This window comes from Kitasatospora sp. NPDC088783, from assembly GCF_044750705.1.
GTDB classification, from domain to species: Bacteria; Actinomycetota; Actinomycetes; order Streptomycetales; family Streptomycetaceae; genus Kitasatospora; species Kitasatospora fiedleri.
Window position 1 is genome coordinate 148,488 of sequence record NZ_JBIVKJ010000012.1, and the last position, 17,303, is coordinate 165,790.

Sequence of the window (17,303 nt, forward strand, 5' to 3'; positions counted from 1 at the left end):
AGGGTTAATATTAACCATGCAACACTCGAAGGCATGGACACTCTCCCGTACGCCGTTCGCACCGCGTTCCCGCTCCTCTTCCTGCTGGTGCCCGCCCTCGGGGCGCTGCTGAGCAGCCGCCGGCACCCGGACCGGCCGGCGGCGGAGGTCTGGCAGCGCTGGTGGGCCGTCGGCGCCCTGGGCTTCGGCAGCCTCTGGGTCGCGGTCGCGTTCCTGATCGCCCCGTCGGGCATGGCCGACGCCATCGGGTTCGCGCACTCGCCGTTCCAGTTCGAGATCGCCTGCGCGAACGTCGGCTTCGCCCTGCTGGGCTTCCGCGCCGCGTCCGCCTCCGCCCGCGAGCGACTCACCTGCGGGCTGGCGGCGGCGGCGTTCCTGTGGGGCGCGGCGGCCGGCCACCTCTACCAGTGGTTCGCCCACGGCGACCACGCCGCCGGGAACACCGGCGGCATCCTGGCCAACGACCTCCTGATCCCCGCCGTGATGATCGCCCTGGCCGCCCGGGACCTCCGCCGCGCCGCCCGCACCGCCACCGGCCCGGCCCGCACCGCCCGCCCCGTGCACCGGGCCGCCCGGCTCCGGACGCACGACTGACACGACCGGCCCGACCCGCCCGACCGGCACGACCGGCACGACCGGCACGAGGAAGGGGAGCGGCCGTCCCGTCGGACGGCCGCTCCCCCTTCCTCCCGCTCCCGCCCGGCGGGCTACTCGCCCAGGACGCCGACCACCTCGCCGATCACGATCACCGCCGGGGGCTTGATGCCCTCGGCGGTGACGGTCCCGCCGACGGTGGCGAGGGTGGCGTCGACGCGGCGCTGGCCGGCGGTGGTGCCCTCCTGGACGACGGCGACCGGGGTGTCGGCGGCGCGGCCGTGGGCGAGGAGTTCGGCGGCGATCGCGCCGATCTTGTCGACGGCCATCAGCAGGACCAGGGTGCCGGTCATCCCCGCGACGGCCTCCCAGTTGGTGAGGGAGCGCTCGCCGGGGCCGACGTGGCCGGAGATGACGGTGAACTCGTGGGTGAGGCCGCGGTGGGTGACCGGGATGCCGGCCGCCGCGGGGACGCTGATCGAGGAGGAGATGCCGGGGACGACCGTGACCGGGACGCCCGCCTCGACGCAGGCGAGCAGCTCCTCACCGCCGCGGCCGAAGACGTACGGGTCGCCGCCCTTGAGCCGGACCACGAACTTGCCGGCCTTGGCGTGCTCGATCAGGGTGCGGTTGATCGCCTCCTGGGCCATGTAGCGGCCGTAGGGGATCTTGGAGGCGTCGATCACCTCGACGTGCGGGGGCAGTTCGGCGAGCAGTTCGCGCGGGGCGAGCCGGTCGGCGACGACCACGTCGGCGTCGGCGAGCAGGCGGCGGCCCCGGACGGTGATCAGGTCCGGGTCGCCAGGTCCGCCGCCGACCAGGGCGACGCCCGCGTCCCGGGCGCGGTACTGGCGGGCGGCGAGGGAGCCGTCGCGCAGGCCGGCCACGATGGAGTCGCGCAGGGCCGCGGAGTGCCGGGGGTCGCCGGTGAGGACCGCGACGGTCGCGCCGGAGTCGTGGCCGGAGGCGGGCGTCCAGGCGGTGGCGGCGGAGGCGTCGTCGCTGCGGGAGCAGAACACCCGCAGCCGCTCGGCCTCGGCGGAGACGGCGGTGTTGACGGCCGGGTCGTCGGTGGCGACCAGCGCGTACCAGGTGTCGGCGAGGTCGCCGTCCGCGTACGGGCGCCGGTGCCAGGTCAGCTCGCCGGCGTCGGCCATCGCGGAGACGGCGGGGGTGGTGGCCGGGGATATCAGGTGGATCTCGGCGCCGGCCGCGATCAGCGCGGGCAGCCGGCGCTGGGCGACCTGTCCGCCGCCGACGACCACGACGCGGCGGCCGGTGAGCAGCAGCCCGACGGGGTACGGGGTGAGGCCCCGGGTCGACGGGTGGGGGTGGGGGGTGGGCGCGGTCATGAGGGGGAGCTCCTGGGTGGGCGGCGGTGCTGGGGGGAGCCCCGTGCCGGCGCGCCCTTGAGCCGGTACGGGTTCGGTCCGATCGGTCCTGTCCGGCCGGTCCGGTCGGTCCGGTCGGTCCGGTCGGTCGAAAGGGCCGACCGACGCCGGATGCCGGGCGTCCGGTGCCCGGCGGGGTCGGTCGGACGGGGCCCGGGCGGGGCGGCCGCCCCCTCGCACGGCGGGGGCGGCCGGGGCCGGGCGGGGTCAGGCCTTCTCGGTGACTCCGGCGGAGTCGAAGGTGGCTACATCGTGCATCGCCCGGGCCGCGCTCTGCACCAGCGGGAGGGCCAGCAGGGCACCGGTGCCCTCGCCGAGCCGCAGGTCGAGGTCGATCAGCGGGCGCAGGCCGAGCTTGGCGAGCGCGGTCTGGTGGCCGGGCTCGGCGGAGCGGTGGCCCGCGATGCAAGCGGCCAGCACCTCGGGGGCGATGGCCTTGGCGACCAGGGCGGCCGAACCGGCGATCACGCCGTCCAGGATCACCGGGACGCGCAGCGAGGCCGCGCCGAGCAGGAACCCGGCGATCGCGGCGTGCTCCAGGCCGCCGACGGCCGACAGCACGCCGATCGGGTCGGCCGGGTCCGGCTTGTGCAGGTCGAGGGCCTGCCGGATCACCTCGACCTTGCGGGCGTGGGTCTCGTCGTCGATACCGGTGCCGCGGCCGGTGACCTCGGCCGGGTCGGTCTCGGTGAAGACCGAGATCAGCGCGGCGGAGGCGGTGGTGTTGGCGATGCCCATGTCGCCGGTGATCAGCACCTTGTTGCCGGCCGCGACCAGGTCGCGGGCGGTCTCGATGCCGACCTCGATCGCGCGCAGCGCCTCGTCGCGGCTCATCGCCGGGCCCTGCGTCATGTCGTCGGTGCCGGGCTTGACCTTGCGCGGCAGCAGGCCGGTGGTGCGGCCCTGCTGGATGGCGTCCGGGAGTTCGGCGGCCACGCCGACGTCGACCACGCACACCTCGGTGCCGACCTGCGCGGCGAAGGAGTTGACCACCGCGCCGCCGGCCAGGAAGTTGCCGACCATCTGCGCGGTGACCTCCTGCGGCCACGGGGTGACGCCCTGGGCGTGCACGCCGTGGTCGCCCGCGAAGATCGCCACGCAGCCGGGCTCCGGGACCGGCGGCGGGCACTGCCGGGCCAGGCCGGACAGCTGGGCCGCGATCATCTCCAGCACGCCGAGCGAACCGGCGGGCTTGGTCATCCGCTTCTGCCGGTCCCACGCCTCGCCGAGCGCCTTGGCGTCCAGCGGGCGGATGCCGCGCAGGGTGTCGGACAGCAGGTCGTGCGGCTCCTCGCCGGGCAGCGCGCGGTTGCCATACTGCTCCTCGTGCACCACCCAGGACAGCGGGCGCTTCTTCGCCCAGCCCTGCTGCTGCAGCTCCGGCTCGTCCGGGAAGGCGTCCACGTAGCCGACGCACAGGTAGGCGACGACCTCCAGGTGCTCGGGCAGGCCCAGCTCGCGGACCAGCTCCTCCTCGTCGAAGAAGCTCACCCAGCCGACGCCCAGGCCCTCGGCGCGGGCCGCCAGCCACAGGTTCTCCACGGCCAGCGCGGCCGAGTACGGGGCCATCTGCGGCTGGGTGTGCCGGCCCAGGGTGTGCCGGCCGCCGCGGGTGCGGTCGGCGGTCACCACGATGTTGACCGGCGTCTCCAGGATCGCCTCGATCTTGATTTCCTTGAACTGCTTCGCCCGGCCCTTGGGCAGCGAGTCCGCGTACGCCTCGCGCTGACGCTCCGCCAGCTCGTGCATCTTCCGGCGGGTCTTCGCGGAACGGATCACCACGAAGTCCCACGGCTGCGAGTAGCCGACGCTCGGCGCGGTGTGCGCCGCCTCCAGCACCCGGATCAGCACCTCGTGCGGGATCGCGTCCGACCGGAAGCCGTTGCGCACGTCGCGCCGCTCCCGGATCACCTGGTGCACGGCCTCCCGCCCGGCCTCGTCGTAACCCGGCGCGGCGGGCGGGCGCTCCCCTTCGGCGGCCTCGGGCTCGGACGCGGACTCAGACTCGGACTCGGTGACGGTCTCGACCTCGGCGGCTTCGGCTTCGACGTCGGCTCCGGCGGTCTCTTCGACGGCCGCGGGCTGCGGCTGCTCGGCCTGCTCCGGTTCGGCCTCCGGCCGGGGCGCGGGCTCGGCCTCGGACGCCGCGACCGGCTGGGCCGCCTGCTCGGCCACCGGCTCCACCGGCTGCTCGGCGGCGGCTTCGGCCTCGGGCTGCGGCTGGGTCCCCTCGGCGGGGGCCGCAACGGCGGTCTCGGCGACCGGCTCGGCCACCGGCTGCTCGGCGGTGGGGGTCTCGGTCTGCGCCTGCTCGGGGGCCGTGACGGCTGCGGGAGCCTCGGGGGCCTCGACCGCAGGCTGCTCGGCGACGGCCTCGGGCTGCGGCTCCGCGGCGGCCTGCGCGCCCTCGGGCTCCAGCAGCGGCAGGCCGGCGGGCGCGGCGAGGAAGGCGGAGATCCGCCGGTGCGCACCCCGCCCGGACGACTTGCCCGCCGGAGCGGGGATCGGCTCCGCGGCGGCCTCGCCGCTCACCGTCTGCGCGGTCGCGGCCTCGACGGGCCGCGCGGCCTCGGGCTCCGCGGCGGGGGCCTGCGCGGGCTGCTCCGCCGCGACGGCCTCCGGCTGCTCGGCCGACGGCGCGTCGACCGCCGCAACGGCGGGCGGCTCAACGGCGGGCGGCTCGGCGGCCATCTCCGGCTGCGGCTCGGACGGCGCGGGGGCCGCCTCGGCCACCACCGCCGCAGGTTCGACGGACTCGACGGGCTCGACGGTCTCGGCGGCGGGCACGGCGGCCGGCGGCTCGACCTGCTGGGCCGGTTCCACGAACACCGGTGCCAGGTTCGCGGCGGGCCCGGCCACGGGAGCCACGGGGCCCTCGACGGCCACCGGTTGCTCCACAACGGGTTCGGCGGCGGGCGCGGGAGCCTCGACGGCGACCGGCACCTCGGCCACCGGCTCGACCGCCACGGGCGGCTCGACGACCGGCGGGGCCACGGCCACCGGCTCGGCGACGACCGCCGCCGCGGCGGCCTCCACCACCTGCGGCTGCACCGGCGCGGGCACCTGCACGGCCGGCGCGGGCTGCGGCTGCGGCTGTGCCTGCGGCGGCACCGGGGCCTGCGTCTGCACGGCGGCCTGCTGCTGCACCGTTTCGGCGGTCAGCACCGGCACCCCGTACGCGGGCGTGCCGCCGGGGAAGGACGGGCCGCGGTCGGCGAGCGAGCGCACCGGGACGTGACCGGTCATCAGGGACGGGTCGGGGATCGGCGGCCCGGCGTGCAGCGGGCGGCGCGGCTGCGGCGGCGCCGGCTGCTGGACGGCGGCGGCCGGAGCCGGAGCCGGGGCCACGGGCTGGGCCTGGGCCTGCGGGGCACCGAGGTGCAGGGTGCCGCTGCCGACTCCCTCCGCGCCGGGCGCGGCCGGTGCGGCGGACGGCCCGGCGGACGGCCCGGCGGCCGGTTCGACGGGCGGGGTGGCGGTGAGGACCGGGGGTTCGAGCGGCGGCCAGGACGGCGCGACGGGGGTGCCGGGCGGCTGCTCACCCGCGACGAGCGGCTCGCCGAGCGGCGCGACGAGCGGCTCGGCCACCGGCTCCGCGGCCGGTTCGGCGGACTCGGCGGTGCCGTGCACGGCGTCGCCCCAGGCGGTCTGCGGGCCGGGCATCAGCAGGACGTCGTCCTCCTCGTCGCCGTCGGGCTGGTCGAGGAAGGTGTACGCGGGCCGCTGGTCGCCGTGCCAGGGCCCGGCGGGCGCGGCGGGCTGGAGGGGCGCGCCGAGGTGGTGCTCCGGGACGGGTCCGCCGGGCCCGGGTTCGGGCGCGAGGGGACCGGTACTGGGGGCGTGGCCGCCGTCGGTCATGTCAATGCTCCTTCCAGGCCGCTTGCGCGTCCTCGGCGGCTCCCCGAAGGCCCCGCCACTTCGCCGGGGCGGGGCCGCACCGACCCGTCCCTTACTCCACCGGCCGTCACCCGCACGGGTGGCGTGCCATCAGAAACAACGACGGCCCCGGGCAACCGGCACGACGGCGCGGCCGCTCCGGACCCTCACGGCATTCTTCCGGGCGGGTGCGCACCGCGTCGAATGCCCGCGAAGCGGGCCGTTCGGGTTGCAACGCGTCAAATCGGCGGTAACCGTGCCGGATCGGACACGGGACTGCCTCGACGGGTTGGTCCCCCGGGGAAACCCTACCGGCCGCGGCCGGGCCGATCTCGAAACCCTGTCCGGATGCGACGGGGATCACCGTACCGCCGGGGACGGACGCTCCGCGGGGGCGTCGGCGGAGGTCAGTCGTATGGTTCGCCCCAGATCAGCAGGGTGTAGTCGCCGCGTCCGAAGGAGGGTCCGCCGCCGGTGTCGGGTTCGGCGCGCAGGGGGGCGGACTGGAGCAGCAGGCCGTCGACGCGGTAGCCGGCGGTGTCCAGGATCTGGCGGGTCTCGGCGGCTTCGGCGAGGGTGCGGGCGACGGCGACCACCCGTTCGGGTTTGCGGGCGGCGACGGCGCGGACCATGGCGGGGCCGCCGTGTTCGACGGCGACGGCGTCGGGTTCGGGGAGGGCGCCGAGCACGTCGGGGCCGGAACCGGCGGCGGTCTCGACCTCGACGCCGGCCTTGCGGGCGTTGGCGGAGATCCGGGCGCAGTCGCCGGGTTCGGCCTCGACGGCGACCACGGCGGCGCCGAACCGGGCGGCCTCGACGGCGAGCGCGCCGTCCCCGGCGCCGACGGTCCACAGCAGGTCGCCGGGTGCGGGGGCGAGCCGGGCCAGGGCCAGCGCGCGGACGTGCGGCGGGAGTGCGCGGGGGCGCCGGGCGTCGGCGTCCGCTCCGGCGTACGCCCGGCTGGGGAGCGCCCAGCCGCGCTGCGGGCCGGGGTGGTCGAGCGGTCGGCCGGCCAGCCAGCCGGAGGCGGCCTCGGCGGGCGGGACGTTGCCGATGACCAGGACGACGGAGGGGTCGCGCCAGTCGTGGTCGGGGACGCGTTCGGAGGTGAGGACGGTGACGTCCTCCTCGGCGGTGCCGAGCGCCTCGCAGACCACGAAGGTGCGGGGGACGCCGCGGAGCATCAGGGCGAGTTCGCTGGGCCCGGCGCCGCCGGTGGTGAGGACGGCGACCTTGGGGTGGGCGCGGCAGACGTTGGCGGCGCGGCGCAGCCGTCCGCCGTGGGCGGAGACCACCTGGGCGTCCTCCCAGGCCATTCCGGCCCGGGCGAAGGCGGTGGCCACCGAGGAGACGGCGGGCAGGACTTCGAGTTCGAGGCCGTACTCGGGGCGGCGCAGGGTGCGCACGACGCCGAAGAAGCCGGGGTCGCCCTCGGCGACGACGACGGCGGCGCCGCGGTGGTCGGCGATCTTCCGGGCGGCGGCCCGCAGGTCGGCGAGGCCGATGCGTTCGGCGCGTTCGGGGACGGGGAGGGCGGCGAGCTGGTAGCCCGCTCCGGCGACCAGGGTGGCTCCGGCGAGTGCGTCGGCGGCGCTCTGGGTCAAGGGGGTGCCGTCCCACCCGATGACCGTGATCCGGTCAGCCATCTGCGGCCGTTCTCCCTCGTGCCGTGTGTCCGCCCCTGGTGGGGTGCGCCGCGGGCGCTCCCTGCGCAGAGGCTACCGCCTGGCCGGGGTGGTGCGGAGCCGTGGCGCGCGCCGGGGGCGTGAACAACCGGAGCACGGCCGGGAACGCGGCCGGGAACGCGGTCAGGGGCGGCCCGGGGGCCGGTGGTGGGTGCGTGCGGCCGGGTCTCAGCGGCGCAGGGCGTGGTGGCGGTCGTCGGGGTGGACGGGTTCGGGCGGGTCGAGGTCCTCGGGGAGCAGGCTCCACACGATCAGGTCGGTGTGCTCCTCGGGGCCCGGGCCCCACTCCCCGCCGCGGACTATCGCCGCGTTGCGCAGCACGCCCTCGCTGATCGCGCCGGTCTTCTGGGCCACCTGCTGGGCGGCGGTGTTGCCGGCGGCGGTGCGCAGTTCGAGGCGCTGGAAGCCGCGGTCCTCGAACAGCCACTGGGCGGTGCCGAGGACGGCCTCGGGCGCGTAGCCCTCGCCGCGGGCCCAGGGGGCGGTGACGAAGCGGACCTCGGTGGCGCGCAGGTGCCAGTCGGTGCGGTCGAGTTCGAGCAGGCCGACCAGCCGCTGGGTGAGGTGCTCGGTGACGGCGAAAACGATTCCGCGCCCCCGGGCGCGCCGTTCGGGGGCCTGACGGGCGATCAGCTCGTGCGCGTCGGACTCCCGGTAGGGGCGGGGGTGTCCGGTCCAGGTCTGGACGAGTTCGTCGTCGAGCATGGCGGCCAGTGCGGGGGCGTCCTGGTCCTCAAGGGCGCGCAGCAGCAGCCGTTCGGTGCTGATGGCTGTCTCGGGGAAGTTCGCAACCATGCCGTCTCTCCTCGCCGGGTCGTGGACACACCGTACGCCCCGCCCCTTCGTCGGGCGTGCCAGCGTACCCGCTCCGCACCTCACGGCTCGTCAGCACGGTGCCCCCGGCGGGGAGGCCGGGGGCACCGCGGGGAGGTCCGGCGGGGCCGGGCGGGGTCGGACGGGGGGTCAGAACGCCGGGATGACGGCGCCCTGGAAGTTGTCGTCGATGTACTTCTTCACCTCGTCGGAGTGCAGCAGCTCGGCGAGCTTCTGGACCCGCGGGTCGCTCTCGTGGCCCTTCTTGACGGCGAGGATGTTGGCGTAGGGGTTGGCCTCGGCCTTCTCCAGCACCAGCGCGTCGGTGGCGGGCTTGAGGTTGGCGCCCAGCGCGTAGTTGCCGTTGATGACGGCGGCGTCGACGTCGTCGAGGGAGCGCGGCAGCTGGGCCGCCTCCAGCTCCTTGAACTTGAGGTTCTTCGGGTTGCCGGTGACGTCCTGGACGGTGGCGGTGGTGCCGGCGCCGTCCTTGAGGGTGATGACGTTGTTGTCGGCGAGCAGCTTGAGCGCCCGGCCCTCGTTGGTGGCGTCGCTGGGGACGGCGACCTGGGCGCCGTCCTTGAGCTCGGTGATGCTCTTGACCTTCTTGGAGTAGACGCCGAGCGGCTCCAGGTGGACGGTCTCGACCGACACGACGTCCGTGCCGTTCTTCTTGTTGAAGTCGTCGAGGTAGGGCTGGTGCTGGAAGTAGTTCGCGTCCGCGGAGCCGTCCTGGACCGAGGTGTTGGGGGTCACGTAGTCGCTGACCTCCTTGATGTCCAGCTTGAGGCCGGCCTTGGCCGCCAGGTTGTCCTGCACGAACTTGAGGATCTGCGCGTGCGGGGTGGGGCTGGCGGCGACCACCAGGGGCTTGTTCGGGTCGGCGGAGGCGCCGGAGCCGGAGGAGTCCGAGGAGCAGGCGGCCAGGGTGAGCGCGAGGCCGGCGGCGGTGGCGGTCAGAGCGGTGGTCTTCAGGACGTTACGCACGAAAAGTGCCTTTCTGCGGGATGCGAACGGCCCTGGTGGGGCCGGGAACCCGTCCCTCGGCTTTGGCGAGGGCGGGAAGTCAGTGCGAGGAGAGCAGGTCTTCCTCGGTGTCCTTCGGCTCGGCACTGGCGGAGCGGAAGAAGCCGAGCGGGCTGCGGTAGTCGCCGCGGTGCGAGAGCCGGCGGGCGGCGAGGTCGCCGAGCAGCTGGATCACGGTGACGATGACCACGAGTTCGGCGACGATGACCCACATGAAGGTGGTCTCGAAGCGCTGGTAGCCGTAGCGGATGGCGAGGTCGCCGAGTCCGCCGCCGCCGACCGCGCCGGCCATCGCGGAGTAGCCGATCAGCGCGATCACCGTGGTGGTGGCGGAGGCGACCAGCGCGGGCAGCGCCTCGGGCAGCAGGGTCTTGCGGACGATGGAGCCGGTGCCGGCGCCCATCGACTTGAGCGCCTCGACCAGCCCGCCGTCCACCTCGCGGACGGAGGTCTCCACCAGCCGGGCGAAGAACGGGACGGCGCCGATCGCGAGCGGGACGCTGGCGGCCTGCCAGCCGAGCGTGGTGCCCGCGATCGCCCGGGTGAGCGGGATCACCGCGACGATCAGGATGACGAACGGGATGGAGCGCCCGACGTTGACGACCGCGCCGAGCACCCGGCTGACGGCCAGGTTCTGCAGCAGGCCGCCCTTGTCGGTGAGCACCAGCAGCAGCCCGATCGGCAGGCCGATCAGCAGGCTGGCGAGCCCGGCGATGCCGACCATGCCGAAGGTCTCCCAGGTGGCGGGCCACATCAGTTCCTGCATCTGGTCCCAGGTCATGCCGCCGCTCCGTTCGACAGGTCGAGGACGTCCACCTGGAGTCCCTGTTGGCGCAGGTAGCCGATCGGCACCACGTTGTCGGTGTGGCTGCCGGGCAGTTCGACCCGCATCCGGCCGACCAGGCGGCCGGCGATGGTCTCGACGGCCGCGCCGAGGATGTTGATGTCGATCTGGTAGGTGCGGGCCAGCTGGGAGACGAACGGCTGGGCGGGCGCGTCGCCCTGGAAGGTGATCTCCAGGACGGTGCGCTCCGGGTCCCGGGTGCCGAAGTCGCCGAGCGGGAAGAGGTCCCGGGCGATCCGGGAGCGGCCGTCGGCGAGCAGGTCGGTGAGCCGGCCGCTCTCGACGACCCTGCCGCCGCGCATCAGGGCGGCGGAGTCGCAGACCGACTTGATGACGTCCATCTCGTGGGTGATCAGCAGGACGGTCAGGCCGAGCTGCTGGTTGAGCTCGCGCAGCAGCTTGAGGATCGAGCGGGTGGTCTCCGGGTCGAGGGCGCTGGTGGCCTCGTCGGAGAGCAGCACCTTGGGGTCGCCGGCCAGGGCGCGGGCGATGCCGACGCGCTGCTTCTGGCCGCCGGAGAGCTGGGCGGGGTACTGGCGGGCCTTGTCGGCGAGGCCGACCAGGTCGAGCAGTTCGGCGGCCTTGCGGCGGCGCTCGCGCCGGTCCAGGCCGATGATCTCCAGCGGGAGTTCGACGTTCTGCTGGACGGTGCGCGAGGAGAGCAGGTTGAAGTGCTGGAAGACCATGCCGATCCGCTGCCGGGCCTCCCGCAGCTCGCGCCCGGCGCGCTCCCGGCCGCCGGAGAGCGCGGTCAGCTCCACGCCGTCGACGGTGACGGTGCCGGAGCTGGGCCGCTCCAGCAGGTTGACGCACCGGATCAGGGTGGACTTGCCGGCGCCGCTGGTGCCGACGACGCCGAACACCTCGCCCTGCCGCACGTGCAGGTCGACGTCGTCCAGTGCCCGGACCTCGCGGCCGCCGGAGCGGTAGACCTTGGTCAGGCCCTTGGTGGTGATCACAGCTGCTTCCGTTGTTCGTCGGCGGACGGTCGGCGGACGGCCGCGGGGGCGTCCGCGCCGATGGCGGGATGGGCACGCGGGTGCCCGGGAAGAGTGGGCTGCCGGCTTCGTTCCGATCATGTCCGCCGGTCGGGCGGGCCGCCCGTGGGCGTGGCCCTAACGAGTCATCAGCGGACGGGGTGTCAGCGGGCGCCGGGCGGTGGCCCTCAGCGGCGACACATTCGACGGCCGCACATGCGCGACTCACCTGCCGGCGTCGCGCCGGTGGGGATGCATGTCGTCGTCGTGGTCATGGAACCCAGTAAATCAGACATATGGTCCGTGTCCCAGTTTTCAGGACCAGCTGTCCGCATTGCGGACACGACCCTTGCGGCACAAGCACTGCGGCGCCCGACCCCTCGTTCGGGTCGGGCGCCGCGCCGGGTCGGGCCCGGGTGCCGCGCGGTTCAGGCGGCCGGTGTCGCCTGGTTCAGGCGGCCAGGCTGGTCGCCACCGGCTTGGCCAGCGTCACGATCGACAGCCGGCGGGACACCTCGCGGACCTCGGTCTCGCGGTAGCCGAGCCGGCGGTACAGCCGCAGGTTGCCCAGGCTGCGGTGGCCGGTGAACAGCTCGAAGCCGCCGGTCGCGCCGTCCGCGGCCAGCTGCGCCTCCAGCCCCTCCAGCAGGCGGCGGCCCAGGCCGTGCCGCTGCATCCGCGGGTGCACCACCAGCCGGCCGATCTGGCCGACGCCCTTGGCGTCCACCCAGCCGCGGACGCTGCCCACCACCTCGTCGCCGAGCCGGGCCACCAGCACCCGGTGCTCGGACATCTCGGCCTGGAGGCTCTCCAGGGTCTGGGTCAGCGGCTCCAGCGTCCAGTCGCTGTACAGCTCCGCCTCGCTCTGGTAACCGAGGTACTGGAGCTTGAGGATCTGCTCCGCCTCCTCCGGTCGTGCCGCTGCGATGATCACACTCATGCCCATGTGCGGGGGCCTCCATCGTTAAGTGCCCGGCGCGTGCGAGTGAGGGTCTGGCACCGGTTCCTGTCCGAGGTGTGCCCGGACGGGGATCTGCCCGGCCCGGGAGAAGCGCGACGCGCCCCGCCGGACGGCGGCCCGGACAGCCGGAACTGACACGCTCACGCTCAGTATCCGGGGAGTCGGGCGACCGTCAAGAGAGACGTTCGCCACCGCTCTACCCAGCCGACCCCTGCTCTCAACCTTCCCGACGCCCGACGTGGCGAGCGTCACGCCCGCCCGGGCGCCCCCGCGTCACCCGTTCGGCCGGATGTTCCGATTGACCCGGAACAGGTTCGCCGGGTCGTACCGCTCCTTCAGCGCCACCAGCCGCTCGTACTTCGCCAGCCCGTACGCCTCCACCACCCGGCCCTGCCCCTCGGCGCCCATCAGGTTCACGTACGCGCCGCCCGAGGAGAACGGCCGCATCGCCTCCCAGCACCGCCGCACCCACGCCGCGTGCGGCTCCGCCGGGCCGTCGGTCCAGCGCGCCACCGCGCTCAGCAGGTACGGCGCCGTCCGGTAGGTGTACGCGGTGTCCTCCGGCCCCACCCGGGCCACCGCGCCGCCCAGGAACGCCAGCTGCACCCGGGCCAGCGGGCCCGGCGCCGCGTCGACCTGCTCGGCCAGCCGGTCGATCGCCGCCGCGTCCAGCACCGACAGGAACTCCGAGCGCCCCGCGTTGCCCGCCCCCGGGCCCAGGCCGGCGTCCAGCATCCGCTGCCACAGCGGGTACGGCCTGGTCTGCACGGTGTCCGCGACCACCCCCGGCAGGGCGCGCAGCGGCGCCACCGCCTCCCGTCCCCGGTCGGCCCGGCCCGACCAGCACAGGCCGATCCGCAGCACCGTCCGGTCCGGCAGCTGCGGCATCCCGCGCGGGCGCCCGAACTCCACCATCACGGTCAGGCCGTCCGGGGCGTCCGCCATGAAGTCCCGCACCGCGGCGAGGGTCGGCGCCAGCAGCTCCACCGGCACGTACACCGCCCCGCACAGCAGGTGCGGCCCCACCCGGTGCAGCCGGTACGTGAACGAGGTCACCACCCCGAAGTTCCCGCCGCCCCCGCGCAGCCCCGCGAACAGCTCCGGGTGCGCCGCCGCGCTCGCCGTCAGCAGCCGCCCCTCGGCGGTCACCACGTCCGCCTCCACCAGGTTGTCGCAGGTCAGCCCGTACGACCGGGCCAGCCAGCCGACTCCCCCGCCGAGCGTCGTCCCCGCGATGCCCGCCGCCGAGTACGGCGCACCCGTGGTCGCCAGGTCGAACGCCTGCGTCTCGTGGTCGAACGCCCCCCAGGTCACCCCCGGCTGCGCCCGGGCGAGCCGCCGGGCCGGGTCCACCCGGACGCCGGTCAGCCGGGACAGGTCGATCAGCATGCCGCCGTCGCAGGTGCCCAGGCCCGCCAGGCTGTGCCCGGCGCCCCGCACGGCGGCGGGCAGGCCGTGCTCCCGAGCCACCGCGACGGCCTGGAGCACGTCCGCGACGCCGCTGCACCGGGCGATCAGCTCGGGCCGCCGGTCCACCGCCGCGTTCCACACCGCCCGCGCCGCGTCGTACCCGGCGTCCCCGGGCACCACGATCTCGCCCCGGAACCCCTCGGCGAGCGCCATGGCTGCTGTGGCCATGGCTCCAGCGTAGGCCGGGAGACGGCCGGGGGCCCGGGGAACGGCGGGCCCGGAGCCGTTCCGCCGTCCCCCGGGCCCCCGGGCCGGTGCCTGCCGGAGACCGCTCAGCCCAGCCAGGACTGCTGGGCGGCGAGGTCCTCCTTGATCTCGGCGAGCTGGACGGCGACGGCCGACGGGGCGGTGCCGCCGCGGCCGTTGCGGGAGGCGATCGCGCCGTGGACCGAGAGGACGGTGCGGACCTCGGGGGTGAGGTGCGGGGAGATCGCGGCGAACTGGGCGTCCGTCAGGTCGGAGAGCTCGATGCCCTCGGCCTCGCAGACCTTGACGCAGGCGCCGGCCACCTCGTGCGCGACCCGGAACGGGACGCCCTGCCTGACCAGCCACTCGGCGATGTCGGTGGCGAGCGAGAAGCCGGCCGGGGCCAGCTCCTCCAGCCGCTCGCGGTGCACCGTCAGGGTGGCGATCATGCCGGTGAAGGCGGGCAGCAGGACCTCCAGGGTGTCGCAGGAGTCGAAGACCGGCTCCTTGTCCTCCTGGAGGTCGCGGTTGTAGGCGAGCGGCAGCGCCTTGAGGGTGGCCAGCAGGCCGGTCAGGTTGCCGATCAGGCGGCCGGACTTGCCGCGGGCGAGCTCGGCGATGTCGGGGTTCTTCTTCTGCGGCATGATCGACGACCCGGTGGAGAAGGCGTCGTGCAGCGTGATGAAGCCGAACTCCTTGGTGTTCCAGATGATGATCTCCTCCGCGATCCGCGAGAGGTTGATGCCGATCATCGCGGTGACGAAGGCGAACTCGGCGACGAAGTCGCGCGAGGCGGTGCCGTCGATCGAGTTGCCCACCGAGCCGCGCTCGAAGCCGAGTTCGGCGGCGACGGCCTCCGGGTCGAGGCCGAGCGAGGAGCCGGCCAGCGCGCCGGAGCCGTACGGCGAGACGGCGGTGCGGGTGTCCCACTGGCGCAGCCGCTCGGCGTCCCGGCCGAGGGCCTGGACGTGGGCGAGGACGTGGTGGGCGAACAGCACCGGCTGGGCGTGCTGGAGGTGGGTGCGGCCGGGCATCGCGGTGGTGGGGTGGGCCTCGGCGAGGCCGACCAGGGCGTGCTGGAGGTCGAGGACCAGCGCGCCGATGACCTTGCCGTGGTCGCGCAGGTACATCCGGAACAGGGTGGCGATCTGGTCGTTGCGCGAGCGCCCGGCGCGCAGCTTGCCGCCGAGGTCGGGGCCGAGGCGCTCCAGCAGGCCGCGCTCCAGGGCGGTGTGGACGTCCTCGTCGGCGACGGTGCCCACGAACGCGCCGGACTCGACGTCGGCCAGCAGCTGGTCCAACCCGGCCAGCATGGCGTCGAGTTCGGCCGCGCTGAGCAGCCCGGCCCCGTGCAGGACCCGGGCGTGCGCCTTGGAGCCGGCGATGTCGTAGGGGGCGAGCCGCCAGTCGAAGTGGACGGAGGCGGAGAGCTTGGCCAGGGCCTCGGAGGGGCCGTCGGCGAAGCGCGCGCCCCAGAGGCGGACGTCTGCGGGCTGGTCGGCGGTCATCGCGTGGGCTCCTTCGGGTGTGGCACAGCAGGTCTGGGTGTGGCACCGCCCCGGCCGCCACGGGCGGTCGGGGCGGGTACCGGTGGTGGATCAGGCCAGGTCGCGGCGGGCGGCGATCTTCGAGGACATGCCGAAGATCTCGATGAAGCCCTTGGACATGGACTGGTCGAAGGTGTCGCCGGTGTCGTAGGTGGCGAGGTTGAAGTCGTACAGCGACCGGTCCGACTTGCGGCCGTTGACCACGGCGCGGCCGCCGTGCAGGACCATCCGGATCTCGCCGGAGACGTGCTGGTTGGCCTCGTTGACGAAGCCGTCCAGGGCGCGCTTGAGCGGGGAGAACCAGAGGCCGTCGTAGACCAGCTCGGCCCAGCGCTGCTCGACCTGCCGCTTGTAGCGGGCCAGTTCGCGCTCGACGGTGACGTTCTCCAGGGCCTGGTGGGCGGTGATCAGGGCGATCGCGCCGGGGGCCTCGTAGATCTCGCGGGACTTGATGCCGACCAGACGGTCCTCGACCATGTCGAGGCGGCCGATGCCCTGGGCGCCGGCCCGCTTGTTGAGCTCCTCGATGGCCTGGAGCACGGTGACCTTGCGGCCGTCGACCGCGACCGGCACGCCGGCCTCGAAGGTGATGACGACCTCGTCGGCCTCGCGCGGGGCGGCCGGGTCCTGGGTGTACTCGTAGACGTCCTCGATCGGGGCGTTCCAGATGTCTTCCAGGAAGCCGGTCTCGACGGCGCGGCCGAAGACGTTCTGGTCGATCGAGTACGGGTTCTTCTTGGTGGTGACGATCGGGAGGTTCTTGGCCTCGGCGAAGGCGATCGCCTTATCGCGGGTCATCGCGTAGTCGCGGACCGGGGCGATGCACTTCAGGCTCGGGGCCAGCGACTGGATGCCGACCTCGAAGCGGACCTGGTCGTTGCCCTTGCCGGTGCAGCCGTGGGCGACGGTGGTGGCGCCGTGCTTCTGCGCGGCGGCGACCAGGTGCTTGACGATCACCGGGCGGGAGAGCGCGGAGACCAGCGGGTACTGGCCCTGGTACAGGGCGTTGGCCTTGAGGGCCGGCAGGCAGTACTCGTCGGCGAACTCGTCGCGGGCGTCGGCGACCTCGGCCTCGACGGCGCCGCAGTCGAGCGCGCGCTGGCGGATGACCTCCAGGTCCTCGCCGCCCTGGCCGACGTCGACGGCGACGGCGATGACCTCGGCGCCGGTCTCCTCGGCGATCCAGCCGATGCAGACGGACGTGTCCAGACCGCCCGAGTAGGCGAGTACGACGCGATCGGTCACGGCTATCTCCATTCACAACACAGGTTCCATGCGGCGTTAGGCATAAGTATGCACCACCGCGTATGAGTTCACAAACCAGTACCGCACAGCGTGTTTGAAACGCCTCGGAGCTACTGCGACTTGGCCTGGGCGAGTTGCATCAGGTGGTCGGCGAGCGCCTGCCCGCCGGCCGCGTCGCGGCTGATCAGCAGCACGGTGTCGTCCCCGGCGATGGTGCCGAGGATCTCGAACACCTCCGCGGTGTCGATCGCGGAGGCCAGGAACTGGGCCGCGCCCGGCGGGGTGCGCAGCACCACCAGGTTGCCGGAGGCGGTGGCGGAGACCATCAGCTCGCCCGCCAGCCGGGCCATCCGGGCCTCGCTGGCGGACTCGCCCATCGGGGCGCGCGGGGTGCGGTCCCCGCCCTCGGCCGGGACGGCGTAGATGAGCGCGCCGTCCCGGTTGCGGATCTTCACCGCGCCGAGCTCGTCCAGGTCCCGGGAGAGGGTGGCCTGGGTGACCACGAGTCCGTCGTCGGCGAGCAGCTTGGCGAGCTGGCTCTGCGAGCGGACGGGCTGACGGGTCAGCAGGTCCACGATCCGCCGGTGGCGCGCCGTGCGGGTCTGCGGGACCTGCGGCGTGGGGCCGGTGGCGGGGGTCGTGTGCTCGGAGCGGGGTTCGGTCATAACTGATGATTCTCCTGAAAGAC

13 protein-coding genes are annotated in these 17,303 nt (G+C 74.5%); 1 reads left to right on the top strand and 12 read right to left on the bottom strand.

Features of this window, described 5'->3' with window-relative positions; genetic code table 11:
* Window positions 1–33 precede the first annotated feature (33 nt).
* Complete coding sequence (locus tag ACIP60_RS28920; RefSeq protein WP_400689618.1) at window positions 34–594, top strand: DUF6790 family protein; 561 nt, start codon at window positions 34–36, stop codon at window positions 592–594.
* A 113-nt stretch (window positions 595–707) separates the two neighbouring features.
* On the opposite strand, the gene cobA is transcribed toward ACIP60_RS28920, so the two are convergent.
* The 12 genes from cobA to ACIP60_RS28980 all read right to left on the bottom strand — a co-directional run bounded on the left by cobA (window position 708) and on the right by ACIP60_RS28980 (window position 17,280).
* Window positions 708–1,946 carry a uroporphyrinogen-III C-methyltransferase gene (cobA, locus tag ACIP60_RS28925; protein ID WP_400689620.1) on the bottom strand — a complete coding sequence of 413 codons (1,239 nt, stop codon included), beginning with the start codon at window positions 1,944–1,946 and terminating at the stop codon, window positions 708–710.
* A gap of 246 nt (window positions 1,947–2,192) precedes the next feature.
* Window positions 2,193–5,843, bottom strand: coding sequence for a nicotinate-nucleotide--dimethylbenzimidazole phosphoribosyltransferase (cobT, locus tag ACIP60_RS28930; protein WP_400689622.1), 3,651 nt, complete (start codon window positions 5,841–5,843; stop codon window positions 2,193–2,195).
* Window positions 5,844–6,268: 425 nt separating this feature from the next.
* The gene (gene cbiE / locus ACIP60_RS28935; RefSeq protein WP_400689625.1) at window positions 6,269–7,507 is read right to left on the bottom strand and encodes a precorrin-6y C5,15-methyltransferase (decarboxylating) subunit CbiE; all 1,239 of its coding nucleotides are present in this window, start codon (window positions 7,505–7,507) and stop codon (window positions 6,269–6,271) included.
* 207 nt (window positions 7,508–7,714) lie between these two features.
* Window positions 7,715–8,341 (bottom strand): GNAT family N-acetyltransferase, encoded by a 627-nt coding sequence (locus ACIP60_RS28940; RefSeq protein WP_400689628.1) that lies wholly within the window; start codon window positions 8,339–8,341, stop codon window positions 7,715–7,717.
* A 168-nt stretch (window positions 8,342–8,509) separates the two neighbouring features.
* Window positions 8,510–9,346, bottom strand: a complete 837-nt coding sequence (locus tag ACIP60_RS28945; protein ID WP_400689631.1) for a MetQ/NlpA family ABC transporter substrate-binding protein — start codon at window positions 9,344–9,346, stop codon at window positions 8,510–8,512.
* Window positions 9,347–9,425: 79 nt separating this feature from the next.
* Window positions 9,426–10,166 (bottom strand): methionine ABC transporter permease, encoded by a 741-nt coding sequence (locus tag ACIP60_RS28950; protein WP_400689634.1) that lies wholly within the window; start codon window positions 10,164–10,166, stop codon window positions 9,426–9,428.
* Window positions 10,163–11,188, bottom strand: a complete 1,026-nt coding sequence (locus ACIP60_RS28955) for a methionine ABC transporter ATP-binding protein (RefSeq protein WP_400689637.1) — start codon at window positions 11,186–11,188, stop codon at window positions 10,163–10,165. The genes ACIP60_RS28950 and ACIP60_RS28955 overlap by 4 nt, the downstream gene beginning before the upstream one ends.
* 469 nt (window positions 11,189–11,657) lie before the next feature.
* Entirely contained in the window at window positions 11,658–12,152 is a 495-nt protein-coding gene (locus ACIP60_RS28960; protein ID WP_400689640.1) for a GNAT family N-acetyltransferase, read from the bottom strand.
* 288 nt (window positions 12,153–12,440) lie between these two features.
* A complete protein-coding gene (locus ACIP60_RS28965; protein ID WP_400689643.1) occupies window positions 12,441–13,805 on the bottom strand; it encodes an FAD-binding oxidoreductase in 1,365 nt (454 codons plus the stop codon).
* Window positions 13,806–13,909: 104 nt separating this feature from the next.
* Window positions 13,910–15,331, bottom strand: coding sequence for an argininosuccinate lyase (gene argH, locus ACIP60_RS28970; RefSeq protein ID WP_400689646.1), 1,422 nt, complete (start codon window positions 15,329–15,331; stop codon window positions 13,910–13,912).
* A gap of 90 nt (window positions 15,332–15,421) precedes the next feature.
* A complete protein-coding gene (locus tag ACIP60_RS28975) occupies window positions 15,422–16,615 on the bottom strand; it encodes an argininosuccinate synthase (RefSeq protein WP_033253685.1) in 1,194 nt (397 codons plus the stop codon).
* Window positions 16,616–16,725: 110 nt separating this feature from the next.
* Window positions 16,726–17,280, bottom strand: coding sequence for an arginine repressor (locus ACIP60_RS28980; RefSeq protein ID WP_400689650.1), 555 nt, complete (start codon window positions 17,278–17,280; stop codon window positions 16,726–16,728).
* Window positions 17,281–17,303: the final 23 nt, after the last annotated feature.